Raw genomic sequence first — 17941 nt, 5'->3', positions numbered from 1 at the left:
GCGCGTTATGCCGTTTTGTCTTCCTTCACCTTCAACTCACCGATCATCCGTTCGCGCATGATGAACTTCTGCACTTTGCCGGTTACCGTCATCGGCAATTCGTCGACAAAGCGAATGTATTTCGGCACCTTGTAGTGGGCGATCTGACCCTGGCAGAATTGTTGGATCTCCTCAGCCGTCGCCTGCTCGCCTGAACGCAGGACGATCCACGCGCACACCTCCTCGCCGTACTTCGGATCGGGCACGCCGAACACTTGCACGCTCTGGATCTTCGGGTGGCGGAACAGAAACTCCTCAATCTCGCGCGGATAGATGTTCTCACCGCCGCGAATCAGCATGTCCTTCAGACGGCCGACGATGTTGCAGTAGCCTTCGGCGTCGAGCATCGCCAGATCGCCGGTGTGCATCCAGCCGTCGACGATGCTTTCCCGCGTCTTCGCCTCGTCGCCCCAGTAGCCTTGCATCACCGAATAGCCTCGGGTGCACAACTCGCCCGTCTCGCCCACTGGCACGATTTGGCCAAGTGGATCGACGATTTTCACTTCCAGATGAGGCTGGATGCGGCCGACCGTCGTGGTGCGCTTGTCGAGCGGATCGGTAGTCGAACTCTGGAACGACACCGGGCTGGTCTCCGTCATGCCGTACGCGATTGTGATTTCGTTCAGATGCATCGTCGAAACGACTTTCTTCATCGTCTCGATTGGGCACGGTGAGCCGGCCATGATGCCCGTGCGCAGATGCGAAAAGTCGTAGGTGGCGAAATTGGGGTGATCGAGCTCGGCGATGAACATGGTCGGCACGCCGTGTAGTGCGGTGCATTGTTCTTCGGCGACGGCAGCCAACGTGGCGGCAGGGTCGAAGCCCTCGCCCGGAAACACCATATTCGCGCCGACCGATACGCACGCCAGCACGGACAGCACCATGCCGAAGCAGTGATAGAGCGGCACAGGGATGCACAAGGCGTCCTGCTCGGACAGGCGCATCGCCATCGCGATATAACGTGCATTGTTGACGACGTTGCTGTGTGTCAGCGTCGCGCCTTTCGGATTGCCGGTTGTGCCGCTGGTGAACTGGATGTTGATCGGATCGTGGCACGACAGCGTGGCGCCGATGGCGTCGAGCCTTGTGACGTCGAGCGTTGCGCGGCCTTGCTCGATCACGTCGGAGAAGGTCAACATGCCGGCCGTTTCCGTGTCGCACATGCGGATCACGTAGCGCAGATCAGGCAGGCGTGCGGCGCGCAAGTCGCCCGGCGCCTGAGTGGCCAGTTCCGGCGCGAGTTCCTGCAGCATTTCGAGGTACATCGACGTTTTAAACCGCTCTGCGGCGATGATCGCCTTGCAGCCGACTTTGTTCAACGCGTATTCGAGTTCCGCGAGCCGGTAAGCCGGATTGATGTTGACCAGCACGGCGCCAATGCGCGCAGTGGCGAACTGCGTGAGCAGCCACTCCACCCGGTTCGGCGACCAGATCCCCACCCGATCGCCTTTTTCGATGCCGAGCGCGAGCAGCCCGGCCGCCAGCACGTCGACCTCTTCCGCGAATTCCTTCCACGACCAGCGAATGCGCTGCTCGCGAAACACCACAGCCGGACGATCAGGAAAACGCTGCGCGGTGTCGCGCAGAAACTGGCCGACCGTTGCTTCGCTCAAGGGAATGTCGGTCGAACCGCGGACGTACGAAAGACCGTCCTTCGGCTTGATGAATGCTCCTTCGCCTGACACTTGCGTTGCCATGGTGTTGTCTCCGTGAGCGGAAGCTCGCTCTATTGAGTGCCCCCAAAACCTGTCGCTTCGCGCCAGGCCCCCGAGGGGGTCAGGAAAACTGGGGGCGGCCCGGCGTTTTCTTGAGAAATCAATTTGAAATCGATTGTGCCACCGGCGTATGTCCGTGAGGCATCAAGTCTTACCCGCAGCGCATGGATGGACCGCGCTTATCCGAAGATACGATTTTGCTGACCTTTCCGTAAACGTCAAGTAGAAGTCAAAAAAAGCAGCCACGAAGGCTGCTTTCTTTCTGATACGTGTTGCTTATTTCTGACCGCGCAGCCTGCGCAGCCGCTGGATCGCAGCGAGCTGAGCCGTCGCATACGCCAGTTCCGCTTGCGCGGTTGCGTATTCGAGGTTCGAACCCGTGTTTTGCAGCGCTTCTTCCGCACGCTTGCGCGCATCTTCGGCCTTGGCTTCGTCGAGATCCTTGCCGCGGATAGCGGTGTCGGCCAGAACCGTCACTGCACCGGGTTGGACTTCAAGAATGCCGCCGGCGACGAACACAAACTCTTCTTCGCCGTTTTCAACTTCGATGCGCACCGCACCCGGACGAATCCGCGTGATGAGCGGCGTGTGGCCCGGCAGAATGCCGAGTTCACCTGCTTCGCCCGGCAGCGCGACGAACTTCGCCTGGCCCGAGAAGATCTGCTCTTCCGCGCTGACGACGTCTACTTTAATGGTTGCCATATCGACTCCTGTCGACGAGTGTTAGCGCCTTAGCGCTTATGTCGACCGGAGTGAGTGCTTCAGCACTTACTCCGGTCCCACGCAGCGCGCCCTCGTCCCATGCAAGGCTGGGTTGAGCGTAGTAAGAGGCGCCGGCTTTGCGTTCCGACACCGTTAGGTATCGATACGCGCGAGGCCGGCGCCCGCTTCGTTACACCCGACCTTTACTGGATCTTCTTGGCCTTTTCGAAGGCTTCGTCGATCGTGCCGACCATGTAGAACGCTTGTTCCGGCAGGTGGTCGCACTCGCCTTCAACGATCATCTTGAAGCCACGGATCGTTTCTTTTAGCGGCACGTACTTGCCCGGCGAGCCCGTGAACACTTCAGCGACGTGGAACGGCTGCGACAGGAAACGCTGGATCTTACGAGCGCGCGCCACGGCGAGCTTGTCTTCCGGCGCCAGTTCGTCCATACCCAGAATCGCGATAATGTCGCGCAATTCCTTGTAGCGCTGCAGCGTTTGCTGCACGCCGCGCGTGATCGAGTAATGCTCTTCGCCGATCACGTTCGGGTCGATCTGACGCGAGGTCGAATCGAGCGGGTCGACTGCCGGGTAGATACCCAGCGAAGCGATGTCACGCGACAACACAACCGTTGCGTCCAGGTGGCCGAAGGTCGTAGCCGGCGACGGGTCGGTCAAGTCATCCGCAGGGACGTACACGGCCTGCACCGACGTGATCGAGCCAGTCTTGGTCGACGTAATACGCTCTTGCAGCTTACCCATTTCTTCAGCCAGCGTCGGCTGATAGCCCACTGCCGACGGCATACGGCCGAGCAGTGCCGACACTTCCGTGCCTGCCAGCGTGAAACGGTAGATGTTGTCGACGAAGAACAGCACGTCGAGGCCTTCGTCACGGAAGTGCTCAGCCATCGTCAGACCGGTCAGCGCGACGCGCAGACGGTTGCCCGGCGGCTCGTTCATCTGGCCGTACACCAGCGCGACCTTGTCGAGAACGTTCGAGTCCTTCATTTCGTGATAGAAGTCGTTCCCTTCGCGGGTACGCTCGCCAACACCGGCGAACACGGAGTAACCACCGTGTTCCTTAGCGATGTTGTTGATCAGTTCCATCATGTTCACGGTCTTGCCCACACCGGCGCCACCGAACAGACCCACCTTACCGCCCTTGGCGAACGGGCAGATCAGATCGATAACCTTGATGCCGGTTTCGAGCAGTTCGGTCGACGGCGACAGTTCGTCGAACGCCGGAGCCTTCTGGTGAATACCGCGAACCACGTCCGAGCTGATCGGGCCGGCTTCGTCGATCGGGCGACCCAGCACGTCCATGATGCGGCCGAGGGTCGGCTTGCCGACCGGCACGCTGATCGGCTTACCGGTGTTCTTCACCGTCGTACCGCGGCGCAGGCCGTCCGATGCACCCAGACAGATGGTACGGACGACGCCGTCGCCCAGCTGTTGCTGGACTTCGAGGGTCAGTTCCGAACCTTCGAGAATGAGCGCGTCGTAAATCTTCGGCATGGATTCACGCGGAAATTCCACGTCGATCACCGCGCCGATGCACTGTACGATCTTGCCTTCTACCAAAGCAGTAGTACTCATCGCTTTTCCTTTAGATACTCAATTCTTCACTCGCGCAAAGGCGCAGTTTCGATGGGGCCGCCTAGACGGGTGCGCCACGAGTGCGCACACGGAGCGGCATGCTTGACCGTCAAGGTCAGACAGCCGCCGCGCCACCGACGATTTCCGACAGTTCTTTCGTGATCGCGGCCTGACGGCTCTTGTTGTACACGAGCTGCAGTTCGTTGATGACCGTCTTCGCGTTGTCCGAAGCGGCCTTCATTGCGACCATCCGTGCCGACTGCTCCGATGCCATGTTTTCCGCGACGGCCTGATAGACCAGCGCTTCAACATAACGCACCAGCAGCTCGTCCACCACTGCCTGCGCATCCGGCTCGTAGATGTAGTCCCACTGCGTGCTCGGCGTCGTGCCGTCTTCTTCCTTGCGCTCGAACTGCTCTGCCGACAGCGGCAGCAGTTGCTCGATCACCGGCTCCTGCTTCATCGTGTTGACGAAGCGCGTGTACGCCAGGTACACCGCCGAAACCTTGCCTTCCGAGTACAGGTCGAGCTGCACCTTCACCGCGCCGATCAGTTTTTCCAGATGCGGCGTGTCGCCCAGATGCACGACATTCGACACCACCTTGGCGCGCAGACGGTTCAGGAAACCCAGGCCCTTGGTGCCGATCGCAGTTGCTTCGATCGTCTTGCCCTGGCCTTCCAGTTCCTTGAACTTCTGCAACGACGCACGCAGCACGTTCGTGTTCATACCGCCGCACAGACCTTTATCGGTCGTGACAAGGATGATGCCCGCCGTTTTCGCGCCTTCGTTCGACACCATGAACGGGTGACGATACTCCGGGTTCGCACGGCTCATGTGTGCAGCGATATCGCGGACCTTGTCGGCATACGGGCGAGCAGCGCGCATGCGCTCCTGAGCGCGGCGCATCTTCGATGCGGCCACCATCTCCATCGCTTTCGTGATCTTGCGCGTGTTTTGCACGCTCTTGATCTTGCCGCGAATTTCCTTCATTCCAGCCATTGCTTGCTCCTTGTCGGCCCGAGTTAGCGCTTTAGCGGTTACTCGGGTCCCATGCAAAGCGATCGAAGCAGCGCGGGTTCAGTTGCCTGCGGCCCGCGCCGCTTCAAGGTCCGTTTATGCCTTGCGGATCACTCGCGGATCAATAAGCGCCGGACTTCTTGAAGTCTTTGAGGGCCGTATGCAGCAGGCCTTCGTCGTCCTTCGAGAGTTCCTTGGTATCTTCGATGCGCTTGATCAGGTCAGCGTGCTTCGTCTTCAGGTAGTCGCGCAGGCCCTTTTCGAACGGCAGCACTTGCGAGACTTCCAGGTCGTCGAGGTAGCCGTTGTTCGCGGCAAACAGCGAGACAGCCAGTTCCCAGACTTGCAGCGGCTGATACTGCGGCTGCTTCAGCAGCTCCGTCACGCGGCGGCCGCGCTCCAGCTGCTTGCGGGTGGCTTCGTCGAGGTCCGAAGCGAACTGCGCGAACGCTGCGAGTTCACGGTACTGTGCGAGGTCGGTACGGATACCGCCCGACAGCTTCTTCACGACCTTGGTTTGAGCCGCACCACCGACGCGCGACACCGACACGCCGGCGTTAATTGCCGGGCGGATACCTGCGTTGAAGAGGTCGGTTTCCAGGAAGATCTGGCCGTCGGTAATCGAGATCACGTTCGTCGGAACGAATGCGGTCACGTCGCCTGCCTGCGTTTCGATGACCGGCAGTGCCGTCAGCGAACCGCTCTTGCCCTTCACTTCGCCGTTCGTGAACTTCTCGACGTAGTCTTCCGACACGCGAGCGGCACGTTCCAGCAGACGCGAGTGCAGATAGAACACGTCGCCCGGGTACGCTTCGCGGCCCGGCGGGCGGCGAAGCAACAGCGAGATCTGACGGTATGCCCAAGCTTGCTTGGTCAAATCGTCATAAACGATCAGCGCGTCTTGACCGCGGTCGCGGAAGTATTCGCCCATCGTGCAGCCGGCGTACGGTGCGAGGTATTGCATCGCAGCCGATTCCGAAGCCGAAGCAGCGACGACGATCGTGTATTCCAGCGCGCCGGTTTCTTCCAGCTTGCGCACCACGTTCATGATCGACGAAGCCTTCTGGCCGATCGCAACGTAGATACAGAAGAGGTTCTTGCCCTTCTGGTTGATGATCGTGTCGACAGCGACTGCGGTCTTGCCGCACTGACGGTCGCCGATGATCAGCTCACGCTGACCGCGGCCAACCGGCACCATCGCGTCGATCGACTTCAGACCGGTTTGGACCGGTTCCGAAACCGACTTACGCCAGATCACGCCCGGAGCGATCTTTTCGATTGCGTCCGTTTTCTTCGCGTTGATCGGGCCCTTGCCGTCGATCGGGTTGCCGAGTGCGTCGACCACGCGGCCGAGCAGTTCCGGACCCACCGGCACTTCGAGAATGCGGCCCGTCGTCTTGACGATGTCGCCTTCCGAAATGTGTTCGTACTCACCCAGAATCACGGCGCCGACCGAGTCGCGCTCGAGGTTCAGTGCGAGACCGAAGGTGTTGCCCGGAAATTCGAGCATTTCGCCCTGCATCACTTCCGACAGGCCGTGGATACGCACGATACCGTCGGTCACGGAGATCACAGTGCCCTGGTTGCGAACGTCTGCGCTCGCTTCAAGGCCCTGGATCCGGCTCTTGATCAGCTCGCTGATCTCAGAGGGATTGAGTTGCATTATTCGCTCCTGATAGTCAATTCTGTTGCGTGCCAGCCGCTGAAGCGCTTCAGGCGCTTCAGGCCGTTAGAGCCGTTTGCATGCTGGCAAGCCGCGCGCGGACCGAGGTATCGAGCACTTCGTCGCCGACCGTCACGCGCACGCCGCCGATCAGCGACGGATCGACTTCGACCGTCGGCTTCAGCTTGCGTTGGAACTTGCGTTCGAGACTTGCGACGAGGTCGTTCAACTGCGCGCCTTCGAGCGGGAATGCGCTAACGATCAGCACATCTGCCGCCCCTTCGCGGGCGTTCTTCAACTCTTCGAACTGCGTGGAGATTTCCGGCAGCAATTGCAGGCGATGATTATCGACCAGCATTTGCACCAGATTCTTCGCTTGCGCATTGTCCTTGAGCGGCGACTTGACCGCGGCCAGCAGCAGTTCGCTGACCTGTGTGCGGCTCACTTTCGGGCTCGAGGCGATCGACAGCACTTCGGGCAGACGCGCAACCTGTGCCAGCTCCTGCACGAGCGTGGACCAGGCGGCGATGTCACCAGCTTCGGCCACGCCAAACAGCGCTTCTGCGTACGGACGGGCGATGGTTGCAAGTTCGGCCATGATCAGAGCTCGGCTTTCAGTTGATTCAGCAGGTCAGCGTGAGCTGCCTGGTCGACTTCGCGCTTCAGGATCTGTTCAGCGCCCTTCACGGCGAGTGCAGCGACTTCGCCGCGCAGCGTTTCGCGCGCCTTCACGACTTGCTGGTCCGCGTCGGCCTTCGCTTGCGCGATGATACGAGCGGCTTCAGCTTGTGCTTGAGCCTTGATTTCGTCAGCGACTGACACAGCGCGCTTTTCGGCGTCAGCAATACGTTGCTGACCGTCGTTGCGTGCCTGAGCGAGTTCCTGGTCGACGCGCTTGTGTGCGGCTTCGAGCTCAGCCTTGCCCTTTTCAGCGGCAGACAGACCGTCAGCAATCTTCTTCGAGCGCTCGTCGAGGGCGTTGACCAACGGCGGCCACACGAACTTCATCGTGAACCACGCGAGGATCAGGAACACGACCATTTGCGCAAACAGGGTTGCGTTGAGATTCACGGTGTTTCCTTAAACGTTGCTAGTTCGGAAAGTGAAACGGCAAGGCGCTCATCGATTCTGTATTCGATCAGCGCCTAAGTACCCGTTCCGCCCTGCACCTTTACTAGTTATAGCTCAGGCGCAAACTTCCGAGGAACCTCAGCCTGCCAGCTTCGACAGCAGCGGGTTCGCGAACGCAAACAGCATTGCCACACCAACGCCAATCAGGAACGCCGCATCGATCAGACCAGCCAGCAGGAACATCTTGGTTTGCAGCGGGTTCATCAGTTCCGGCTGACGAGCACATGCTTCGATGTACTTGCCGCCCATCAGGCCGATACCGATACAGGCGCCGATTGCACCCAGGCCGATGATGATGCCGATACCGATGGCGGTCAGACCCTGGATGTTGGCGATGAAAGCTTGCATGATCACTCCTTTGTGAAAAGTCTTTTTAGAACTGGTTGGAACTGGGATTTAAAAAACTACGATTCTTTGGTCGACGGCGCAGGTTAGTGCGTGTCGTGTGCCTGGCCGATGTACACCAGCGTCAGCATCATGAAAATGAACGCCTGCAGCAGCACGATCAGGATGTGGAAGATTGCCCACACGCTGCCGGCGATCACGTGGCCGATGAAGCCAAGCACCGTCGTGTCCGCGCCGAAGCTCCAGATGCTGCCGAGCAGGGCAATCAGCAGGAACAACAGTTCGCCCGCGTACATGTTGCCGAACAGCCGCATGCCGAGCGAGACCGTCTTCGCGACGAACTCGATGATGTTCAGTGCAAGGTTCGGGATCCACAGCAGCGGATGCGCGCCGAACGGAGCGGACAGCAACTCATGCACGAAGCCGCCGGCGCCCTTGATCTTGAAGTTGTAGTAAATCATTAGCGCGAACACACCGAGGGCGATGCCGAGCGTGCCGTTCAGGTCGGCGGTCGGGACGATGCGGTGGTGCGGGATGATTTCGGACAGACCCAGCCAGCCGATCACGTGGCCCGGCAGGTCTACAGGGATAAAGTCGAGCGCGTTCATCAGCGCAACCCAGACGAACACGGTCAACGCGAGCGGTGCGATGAAGGTGCGCGTGCCGTGGATCATCGACTTCGATTGATCCTCGACCATTTCGACCAGCATCTCGATCGCGCACTGGAAACGGCCCGGCACGCCGGACGTCGCCTTACGGGCGGCGAGATGCAGAATGAAGATGGTGGCCAGACCGCAAACGATCGACCAGAAAAGGGTGTCCAGATTCCACACGTGAATGTCGAAAATCGACGTCTGGTGCGCGGTGGAAAAGTTTTGCAAGTGGTGCGCGATGTACTCGGACGGATCCATTGCGCGCGTGCCTTCGCTAGCTGCCATATCGTTAAAGCCACCCAAATTGTCGAAAATCGTCTTAGGCCGCGCCCGCAGCAATTCTGTATTGCGGGAACATGCCGGGCGCGGATCGTGTCATATCCGCACGCCTTGTGGCGGCGCTGCGCGCCAGCCTGAATTCTTTGGTACTACTTTGTTGCTGCCAACTTAGCGCCACGCCAGGGCGATCCAGTACGTCTTGAGCGCGATAAGGTAGGTCACGAGCAGCGGCACCCAGCGTACGTCGTGATACCAGAAGGCGATGGCTACAAACATCGCGATCGTTGTCCCCATCTTGAGCGCTTCGCCGATCATCCAGCTCATTACTGTTTCGGCGCCGCTCAGCGTTCTAAGGCGTGCCGCGAACAACGCGCCCGGCACCCAGCAGATCGCTCCCCCCAGGAACGCGGACAGCGCAGCAGCGCCCGGCGGCTTGTAGAACAGCCACCACACCAGCGTAGCACCCAGGGACAAAACCATTTGCGCTGCCACGACCTTGGAAGGCGTGACGCGCGATGGACGACTCACATTGGGACCAAATAGCTTTTCAGCCTCGGCCCGCGTGAGCGGAACGATATTGTTATCTTGCTGCTCGACATCCCACGCATCGTCAGTTGTAACGTGCTGACCGGTGGACGCATCGGAAACGGTGCGTTCTGCGCGGTGTTCGTCGTGCCCATTCTTCGGCGCTTGATTCGACGCTTTGACCGCCATCGCAGTGTTCCGAAAGTCTTGTTCAGCCCGCGAGCTTACGCTGCGCTTACGGGGTTGCCGTGCAATTAAATCCGGGCGATTGTAAGCGATAGTTGCAGGCAATTCAAGACTTTAGGCCGTCCAATAAACTGTGTGAAACCGGCCTTCACCATACGGAAGCGGCGTGTTCGCGCGGTTATTCACGGCAAATGTAAGGCGGCCGGGGGGTGGCTAGATATGCGCGATGAATTGAGCATGCTCGATCTTGTAGATGCGTCGTTTCGACGCTACGGCGTGCGTCTCAAAAATGCAACAGAAGGAGATTTTGGGGTGGCGCGGTGGACTTGTAGGACAGTACCGGGTAGCGGTGAAACGGCGTCCGGATGCCGGTGCTTTTTGCAGAGCGCGCATGGTTACTGCAGATACATTTTCGCCGCCGCACGATGACTTCGCGGCAGCGACGGGACCTTCGACTGTGTGGCGCGCGCGGCTCGCCTGTCCTGCCGCGCTTAAATCATCCACGGCATCGCGGCCATCTTGCAGGAGTCGGATCGGGAAGCGGTCAACGAGGAATGCGACACCTATACGGACTCGACGCGTGTCGGTGGAAAAGCATTCGCGCGATTGCCGGGCAAATCCACGATTCGGCGTTCGCCTTCACAATGCGATGGGGCTCTGCGCTAGCGCTTACGCGGCGCTCAGACGAGATGCCTCAAGCGCAACAAATCTGTTGCATCAGGAATCCTGAGTATATTCCGCCGATCTTAAACTTAGGAATCCGTCAGATATCAATACGGCTTGCAAAAATCAGTGAGCGTGGTGAACCGCCCAAGCTTGCGATTGCAGCCACTGCAAATGCACCTACCGCTGCCGAACAGCTTGCGAGTGATATCCATCCAGACAGTTCGCAAGCACGTTCGGCGCTCTTCACGCTCAACTCGCCATCGCGATCAGGCCGTGGCGTTGCCGCGCAACCGGACCAGGATGCCTTCTAGCGCATCCAGGTCGCCGAAATCCACCAGCACCTGGCCGCGGCCGCGTCGGCCGAGCTTGATCTTTACCGTTGCGGCGAGCAAATCGGACAATTCTTCTTCGAGGCGTCGTGTATCACGGCCGCCGTCCTGATTCGCGCGCGCCTTCACCGCCGGCGCCGCCTTGGTGGTGGTGGTCACCAACTTTTCGGTTTCGCGCACCGACATACGCTTGTTGACGACCTGGTTGGCCAGGGTGATCTGTGTCGCTGCGTCGACGGCCAGCAGCGCGCGCGCGTGCCCCATGTCGAGGTCGCCGGCCAGCAGCATCGTTTGCACGGGCGACGCCAGGTTCAGCAAGCGCAGCAGGTTCGACACAGCGCTGCGCGAGCGGCCGACCGATTCAGCCGCCTGCTCATGCGTAAAGTTGAATTCGTCGAGCAAGCGCTGAATGCCCTGCGCTTCTTCGAGCGGGTTCAGATCTTCACGCTGAATATTCTCGATCAGCGCCATCGCGGCAGCGGCCTGGTCCGGCACGTCCCTCACCAGTACCGGCACCTCGTCGAGTCCGGCGAGGCGCGCCGCGCGGAAACGTCGCTCCCCGGCGATGATCTCGTACTTGTCCGCCGAAACGGGCCGCACGAGGATCGGCTGCATCAACCCCTGCGCGCGAATGCTCGCCGCCAGCTCCTGCAGCGCGCCCTCGTCCATGCGCGTGCGCGGCTGGTACTTGCCGGCCTGAAGTTTGCTGAGCGGCAGTACATGGGGCGCGCCGTCGATCACCACTGCCTCGGTGATATCCGGGCTGCCACCGAGCAATGCTTCCAGACCGCGGCCCAATCCCTTTTTTCTTGCTACTGCATTCATTGTGCTTCCTCGATCCGCTTAGGATGCCTGGGGCGCGTCATTCAGCGCGCGCACCCGTTCAATCATTTCTGCGCCGAACTGCACATACGCTTGCGCACCGCGCGACGCACGGTCGAACACGACGCCCGGCAAACCATAGCTAGGCGCTTCGGCAAGACGCACGTTGCGCGGGATCACCACGTCGAACACCTTGTCGCCGAAATGCTCTTTCAGCTGATCGGAGACCTGCTGTTGCAGCGTGATGCGCGGATCGAACATCACGCGCAGCAAGCCGATTACCTTCAGATCCCGATTCAGGTTTGCGTGCACCTGCTTGATCGTATTGACAAGGTCCGACAGGCCCTCGAGCGCGAAGTACTCACACTGCATCGGAATCACCACGCCGTGCGCGGCGCACAGGCCGTTGAGCGTCAGCAATGACAAAGCCGGCGGGCAGTCGATCAGCACGAAATCGTATTCGCCTTCGACAACCGCCAGCGCGACCTTCAATTGGCGCTCGCGGCTCTGCACGCTGACCAGTTCGACCTCGGCGCCAGCCAGCTCACGGTTGGCCGGCAACACGTCGTAATTGACAGCCTCAGGACGCACCCGCGCATCTGCCACCGACACGCCATCCACAAGCACTTCGTAGACGGTGCTCTCGCAGGCGGCCTTGTCGATACCGCTGCCCATCGTGGCGTTGCCCTGCGGGTCCAGATCGATGAGAAGGACACGCTGTCCCTGCGCTGCCAAGCTGGCGGCCAGATTGACTGTTGTCGTCGTCTTGCCGACGCCGCCCTTCTGGTTCGCAACGCAGAAGATTTTTGCCATCGTTGGTGTGTCCCTTTTGCTGCCTGAGTAAATTGGAAAGCGCTTGCGCTTCTGGTATTCGGTACGGTACCGGGCTACCGGCTCTTGTCAGCTCCCGGCATCCACCAGCACCTTGATCAAATGCCGCTCAGCGTCGAGTGACGGCACGTTCAGGCGAATGATCTGCTCCACGTGAGTGCCTGCAGGCAAGCGCTCGATCTCGCCGTCCGGGCGCACACCCTTCATCGCCCAGATCGCGCCCTGCTCCGCGACCAGGTGACGGGCCAGTGTAACGAAATCCGCGAGCTCTGCGAATGCGCGCGAGACGATTACGTCGAACTTTGCCGGTACTTCGGCGCCGGGCTGCAATGTTTCGACCCGGCCGGTGACAACCGACAGATTCACAAGGCCGAGCTCGGCCTTTGCCTGAGCCTGAAAAGCCGTCTTTTTATGAACGATGTCGTTCACGGTGACGGTCCATTCGGGCAGGACGATGGCCAGCACGATTCCCGGCAAGCCGCCACCGGAACCCACGTCGAGCACGGAGGACGGGCCGCGCGTCGCCAGATGCGGCACGATCGACAGTGAATCCAGAATGTGCTGAATCAGCATTTGACGCGGATCGCGGATCGCCGTCAGGTTGTAGACCGCGTTCCACTTTCCCAGCAAGGCGACATAGTCGAGCAGTTTGCCAAGTTGGGCGTCAGTCAAATCAAGGCCGAGTTCGCGAACACCGTCCGCCAACAATGGTGCCAAGGCTTCTCCGCCGCTTCCCTTCTGGCGTACCGTCATTGCGTCACCGGCGTGCTGCTGTCGGTGTCAGGTTCGGCCGGCTTCGTCGAACGACGCCCCAAGCCGCGCTTCAAGTGGACCATCAATAGCGAGATCGCCGCCGGCGTAATGCCCGAGATCCGTGATGCCTGGCCGATGGTTTCAGGGCGGAATTGCGCCAGCTTCTGGCGGGCTTCGAACGACAGCCCTCTTACTTCCGCGTAGTCCAATCCCTCCGGCAGACGGGTGCTTTCATGCGCCTCATTTCGCTCGATCTCATCAGCTTGGCGGTCGATATAACCTTGATACTTGATGCCGATCTCGATCTGTTCCTTGATCTGGGCGAGCAGCACGTCGTCCTCAGCCAGCGTTTCGGGCGAGGCACATGCACCTCCCCGCAAGGCGCAGACACCGTCGTAGGTGACGCCCGGACGGCGCAGCAGATCGGCAAGGCTGTATTCGTGGTCGATCGGCTTGCCGAGCAACGCGGTCGCTTCTTCGGCCGGTAATGTCTTAGGATTAACCCATGTCGTGCGAAGACGTTCTGTTTCACGTGAAACAGCGTCGCGCTTGCGGCTGAATGCATTCCAGCGAACATCATCGACAACGCCAAGTTCGCGCCCTATTTCCGTCAGACGCATATCTGCATTGTCTTCACGCAAGCTCAGGCGGTACTCAGCGCGGCTCGTGAACATCCGGTACGGCTCCGACACACCGCGCGTCACCAGATCGTCGACCAGAACGCCAAGGTATGCCTGATCGCGACGCGGGCACCAAGCTTCCTTGCCCTGCACGTGCAAGCCAGCATTGATCCCCGCCAGCAGACCCTGTGCAGCCGCTTCTTCATACCCGGTCGTACCGTTGATCTGACCGGCAAAGAACAACCCGTTGATAACCTTGGTTTCCAGCGATGCCTTCAACCCGCGCGGATCGAAGTAATCGTATTCGATCGCATAGCCGGGCCGCAGGATATGGGCGTGCTCCAACCCGCGCATCGAACGCACGAGTTCCAGCTGCACATCGAACGGCAGGCTGGTCGAGATACCGTTGGGATAGAACTCATTGGTCGTCAGCCCTTCTGGTTCGAGGAAGATCTGGTGCGATTCCTTCGACGCGAAGCGATGGATCTTGTCTTCAATCGACGGACAGTAGCGCGGCCCCACTCCTTCGATCACGCCCGTGTACATCGGCGACCGGTCGAGCCCGCCGCGAATGATGTCGTGCGTGCGCTCATTCGTGTGCGTGACCCAGCACGGCACTTGCCGCGGATGCTGCTCGAAACGCCCAAGAAACGAGAAGACCGGCACCGGATCAAGATCGCCCGGCTGCTCTTCGAGCTTCGAGAAATCAATCGTGCGGCCGTCAATCCGCGGCGGCGTTCCGGTCTTGAGCCGGCCTTGGGGCAGCTTCAATTCCTTTAGACGAGCCGACAGCGATACCGCAGCCGGGTCGCCCGCGCGACCGCCGGTGTAGTTGTTCAAACCCACGTGAATCTTGCCGCCGAGGAACGTCCCGGCCGTCAGCACGACAGCGCGCGAGCGGAAGCGAATTCCCACCTGCGTGACAGCGCCGACGACGCGGTCGCCCTCCACCATCAGATCGTCAACGGCTTGCTGGAACAGCCACAAGTTAGGCTGATTCTCCAGACGATGCCGGATCGCCTGCTTGTACAGCAGACGGTCGGCCTGTGCGCGCGTGGCACGGACGGCCGGGCCCTTCGACGAATTGAGGATACGGAACTGGATTCCGCCCTCATCCGTCGCAGCAGCCATCGCCCCGCCGAGCGCATCGACTTCTTTCACCAGATGGCCCTTGCCAATGCCGCCGATAGACGGATTGCAGCTCATCTGGCCGAGAGTCTCGATGTTGTGCGTCAGCAGGAGGGTGGTATTGCCCATGCGCGCCGATGCCAAGGCGGCTTCGGTGCCGGCATGACCACCGCCGACGACGATTACGTCAAATTCTGTGGGAAAAAGCATCGCGGATCTCACGCCAGATCGTCGCGTGAGCCTTTCAAAGGAAAATGTATGGGCGAATTATAACGGGTTCGGTTTAGGCCCGAATTTCGGCCGAATGGCTAGCCATGAAAAAAGCGGTGTGTTTCACGTGAAACACACCGCTTTGAACAACAGCGAGCAAACGCAGACTGCGGAATTAAGCCACTTTCTTGGCCAACCCCAGATACGTCTCGATGACACGCGGATTCTGCGCCAGATCAGCTGCGGGCCCTTCTAGCGCCAGCTCCCCAGTTTCCAAAACATAGCCATAGTCGGAAATTTGCAACGCCGCGCGCGCATTCTGCTCGATCAACAGCGTCGCCACGCCTGTTTGCCGCAGCGCACTAATGATGTGAAAAATCTCTTTGACGATCAGCGGCGCCAAACCCAGGCTCGGTTCGTCGAGCATTAGCAAATCGGGCTTGCCCATCAGCGCGCGACCAACCGCCAGCATCTGCCGCTCGCCACCGGACAATGTTCCCGCTGGCTGCTTACGGCGTTCCTTCAGCCGCGGAAACAGCGCAAAAATCGGCTCGAGCTGGTCGAGAAAGTCACGCTCCCCCGCCCGCTTGCGCCGATATGCGCCGAGGACGAGATTGTCTTCGACCGTCATCGTCGAAAACAGCTCGCGCTTTTCCGGCACCAGACACATACCGCGTGCCACCCGTTTTTCAACCGGCACCGCGCTGACGTCTTCATCCTGATAGCGGATTGCGCCCTTGGCATGCCCGGTCGACGGGAGCGCGCCCATGATCGCGTTGAGCAGCGTGGACTTACCCGCGCCATTCGGACCGATCACCGAGACGATTTGCCCCGGCTGCACCTTGATCCCCGCGCCATGCAGCGCCTCGACCTTGCCATAGCGAACCGACAATCCATCGACGTCGAGAATGGGTGCAGCGTCGCTCATTGTTGTCTCCATCATTCCACCCCGCCCAGATACGCTTCAAGCACGGTCGGATCCTGCTGCACGTCCTGAGGCAAGCCTTCCGCGATCCGGGTGCCGAACTCCATGACCACCAGGCGATCAGTCAGATTCATCACGAAATCCATATCGTGCTCGACCAGCAGCACACTCATCCCTTCAGCTTTGAGCCGGCGCAACAGGTCGGCGAGTTGCAATTTTTCCTGATAACGCAGACCTGCCGCCGGTTCGTCCAGTAGCAGCAAAGTTGGATCGCAACACAACGCCCGAGCTATTTCGAGAATCCGCTGCTGCCCCAAGGCCAAGCTGCCCGCGTCGTCGTACATATGCGGCTTGAGTCCGACACGGCGAATCTGCCGGGCCGCTTCCGCCATCAGACGCGCTTCTTCCGCACCGTTCAGCCGCGCGACGCTGCGCCAGACACCTGCATGGCCGCGCAGATGCGCGCCGATCGCGACGTTCTCCAGCACCGTCATTCCCGGCAACAGCTTGACGTGCTGGAAGGTCCGGCCGATCCCGCGTTTGACGATTTCACGTGAACTCAGCGCGTCGATCCGCTCGCCGCGGAACGTGATCTCACCGCCGGTCGCTTGCAGCACACCGGTGACCAGATTGAAGGTCGTAGATTTGCCCGCTCCGTTCGGTCCGATCAAACCGATGATCTGCCCTGCGTTCACGTCGAAGCTGACGTCGTTCACCGCCACCAGTCCGCCGAACTGCTTGCGTGCTTTATTGACGGTCAACAGACTTTCGCCGGCCGCAGGCTTGCTGCGTTGCGGCAACGGATCCGCATGATCCGGCAGATGCGCGCGTGGCCCACGCGGGAAAAAGCGCGCAACGAACGGCCACACGCCTTGGCGAGCGTATTGCAGCAACAACACCATCAGGATGCCGAACACGATCACTTCGAAGTTGCCGTTTTCACCGAGCAGCTTCGGCAGCAGCGTTTGCAGATAGTCCTGCAGCACGGTGAGGATCGCCGCGCCGAGCACCGCGCCCCACACGTGCGACACACCGCCCACCACCGCCATGAACAGAAACTCGATGCCGTGGTTCAGCCCGAATGGCGTCGGATTCACCGCGCGTTGCAGGTGTGCGTACAGGAAGCCCGAGATCGATGCCAACACTGCTGCGTAGACAAAGATCACCACACGCATCCACCCCGTGTTCACGCCCATCGCTTCGGCCATCATGCCGCCGCCGCGCAATGCGCGAATCGCCCGCCCCGGCCGGCTATTAAGCAGATTTTGAACAGAGATCACCGCGCCAAGCACGACCAGCCAGATCAGGTAGTAGATATGCCGACCGGACTCCAGATTGATGCCAAAAACATTCAACACCGGAATGCCGTTGATGCCGTCGTACTTGCCGAGCATCTCCAGATTGCCGAACAGATAGAACAGCGCGAGTCCCCACGCGATGGTGCCGAGCGGCAGAAAATGACCGGACAGGCGCATCGTCACGAGCCCCAGCATCAGCGCGATCAATGCCGTCACCACCACGCCCGCGATCAGCGCGAGCCACGGCGACACACCGTACCGCGTCGTCAGATACGCGGTCGCATACGCGCCGATACCGACGAACGCCGCCTGCCCGAAGCTCGTCATCCCGCCGATCCCGGTAAGCAGCACAAGACCGATGGCGACGATCGAATACAGGCCGATGTAGTTAAGCAGCGTCACCCAGTACTCGGGCACGTGGATCGGCTGCGGCAACACCGGCAGCGCGAACAGCACCACGAGGAACAGCCAGAAGAACTTGTTTTGCATGATCCGTTTCATCGTG

The 17941-nt window shown here is 60.2% G+C and carries 16 protein-coding genes; all 16 read right to left on the bottom strand.

Annotated features, from left to right (window positions below; genetic code table 11):
- Nucleotides 1–5: 5 nt before the first annotated feature.
- The gene (locus WN982_RS00195) at nucleotides 6–1736 is read right to left on the bottom strand and encodes an AMP-binding protein (RefSeq protein WP_341313863.1); all 1731 of its coding nucleotides are present in this window, start codon (nucleotides 1734–1736) and stop codon (nucleotides 6–8) included.
- Between the two features lie 294 nt (nucleotides 1737–2030).
- On the bottom strand, nucleotides 2031–2456 hold the full coding sequence (locus tag WN982_RS00190) for a F0F1 ATP synthase subunit epsilon (RefSeq protein ID WP_341313862.1): 426 nt from the start codon (nucleotides 2454–2456) through the stop codon (nucleotides 2031–2033).
- A 203-nt stretch (nucleotides 2457–2659) separates the two neighbouring features.
- Entirely contained in the window at nucleotides 2660–4054 is a 1395-nt protein-coding gene (gene atpD / locus WN982_RS00185) for a F0F1 ATP synthase subunit beta (protein ID WP_341313861.1), read from the bottom strand.
- A 115-nt stretch (nucleotides 4055–4169) separates the two neighbouring features.
- Nucleotides 4170–5054 (bottom strand): F0F1 ATP synthase subunit gamma, encoded by an 885-nt coding sequence (gene atpG, locus WN982_RS00180; RefSeq protein ID WP_028198437.1) that lies wholly within the window; start codon nucleotides 5052–5054, stop codon nucleotides 4170–4172.
- A 139-nt stretch (nucleotides 5055–5193) separates the two neighbouring features.
- Entirely contained in the window at nucleotides 5194–6735 is a 1542-nt protein-coding gene (gene atpA, locus WN982_RS00175; protein ID WP_341313860.1) for a F0F1 ATP synthase subunit alpha, read from the bottom strand.
- 58 nt (nucleotides 6736–6793) lie between these two features.
- The gene (locus WN982_RS00170; RefSeq protein WP_341313859.1) at nucleotides 6794–7333 is read right to left on the bottom strand and encodes a F0F1 ATP synthase subunit delta; all 540 of its coding nucleotides are present in this window, start codon (nucleotides 7331–7333) and stop codon (nucleotides 6794–6796) included.
- 2 nt (nucleotides 7334–7335) lie between these two features.
- Nucleotides 7336–7806, bottom strand: a complete 471-nt coding sequence (locus WN982_RS00165; RefSeq protein WP_341313858.1) for a F0F1 ATP synthase subunit B — start codon at nucleotides 7804–7806, stop codon at nucleotides 7336–7338.
- A 138-nt stretch (nucleotides 7807–7944) separates the two neighbouring features.
- The gene (gene atpE / locus WN982_RS00160; protein WP_007180033.1) at nucleotides 7945–8214 is read right to left on the bottom strand and encodes a F0F1 ATP synthase subunit C; all 270 of its coding nucleotides are present in this window, start codon (nucleotides 8212–8214) and stop codon (nucleotides 7945–7947) included.
- Between the two features lie 83 nt (nucleotides 8215–8297).
- A complete protein-coding gene (gene atpB, locus WN982_RS00155; protein WP_341313857.1) occupies nucleotides 8298–9149 on the bottom strand; it encodes a F0F1 ATP synthase subunit A in 852 nt (283 codons plus the stop codon).
- Between the two features lie 162 nt (nucleotides 9150–9311).
- Complete coding sequence (locus WN982_RS00150) at nucleotides 9312–9857, bottom strand: ATP synthase subunit I (RefSeq protein WP_341313856.1); 546 nt, start codon at nucleotides 9855–9857, stop codon at nucleotides 9312–9314.
- A 929-nt stretch (nucleotides 9858–10786) separates the two neighbouring features.
- Entirely contained in the window at nucleotides 10787–11674 is an 888-nt protein-coding gene (locus WN982_RS00145; protein WP_341313855.1) for a ParB/RepB/Spo0J family partition protein, read from the bottom strand.
- 18 nt (nucleotides 11675–11692) lie between these two features.
- A complete protein-coding gene (locus tag WN982_RS00140; RefSeq protein ID WP_341313854.1) occupies nucleotides 11693–12484 on the bottom strand; it encodes a ParA family protein in 792 nt (263 codons plus the stop codon).
- Between the two features lie 87 nt (nucleotides 12485–12571).
- Nucleotides 12572–13255: a 16S rRNA (guanine(527)-N(7))-methyltransferase RsmG gene (rsmG, locus tag WN982_RS00135; RefSeq protein ID WP_341313853.1), complete on the bottom strand. Its 684-nt coding sequence runs from the start codon at nucleotides 13253–13255 to the stop codon at nucleotides 12572–12574.
- Nucleotides 13252–15213, bottom strand: coding sequence for a tRNA uridine-5-carboxymethylaminomethyl(34) synthesis enzyme MnmG (gene mnmG / locus WN982_RS00130; protein WP_341313852.1), 1962 nt, complete (start codon nucleotides 15211–15213; stop codon nucleotides 13252–13254). The genes rsmG and mnmG overlap by 4 nt, the downstream gene beginning before the upstream one ends.
- A 175-nt stretch (nucleotides 15214–15388) precedes the next feature.
- Nucleotides 15389–16141, bottom strand: a complete 753-nt coding sequence (locus WN982_RS00125; RefSeq protein WP_341313851.1) for an ABC transporter ATP-binding protein — start codon at nucleotides 16139–16141, stop codon at nucleotides 15389–15391.
- An 11-nt stretch (nucleotides 16142–16152) separates the two neighbouring features.
- Nucleotides 16153–17937, bottom strand: a complete 1785-nt coding sequence (locus tag WN982_RS00120; protein WP_341313850.1) for a branched-chain amino acid ABC transporter ATP-binding protein/permease — start codon at nucleotides 17935–17937, stop codon at nucleotides 16153–16155.
- Nucleotides 17938–17941 lie beyond the last annotated feature (4 nt).

The sequence above is a fragment of the Paraburkholderia sp. IMGN_8 genome, assembly GCF_038050405.1.
GTDB lineage: Bacteria > Pseudomonadota > Gammaproteobacteria > Burkholderiales > Burkholderiaceae > Paraburkholderia.
Note: the sequence above shows the minus strand (reverse complement) of the source record. Positions and strands in the feature narration are given on the sequence as shown.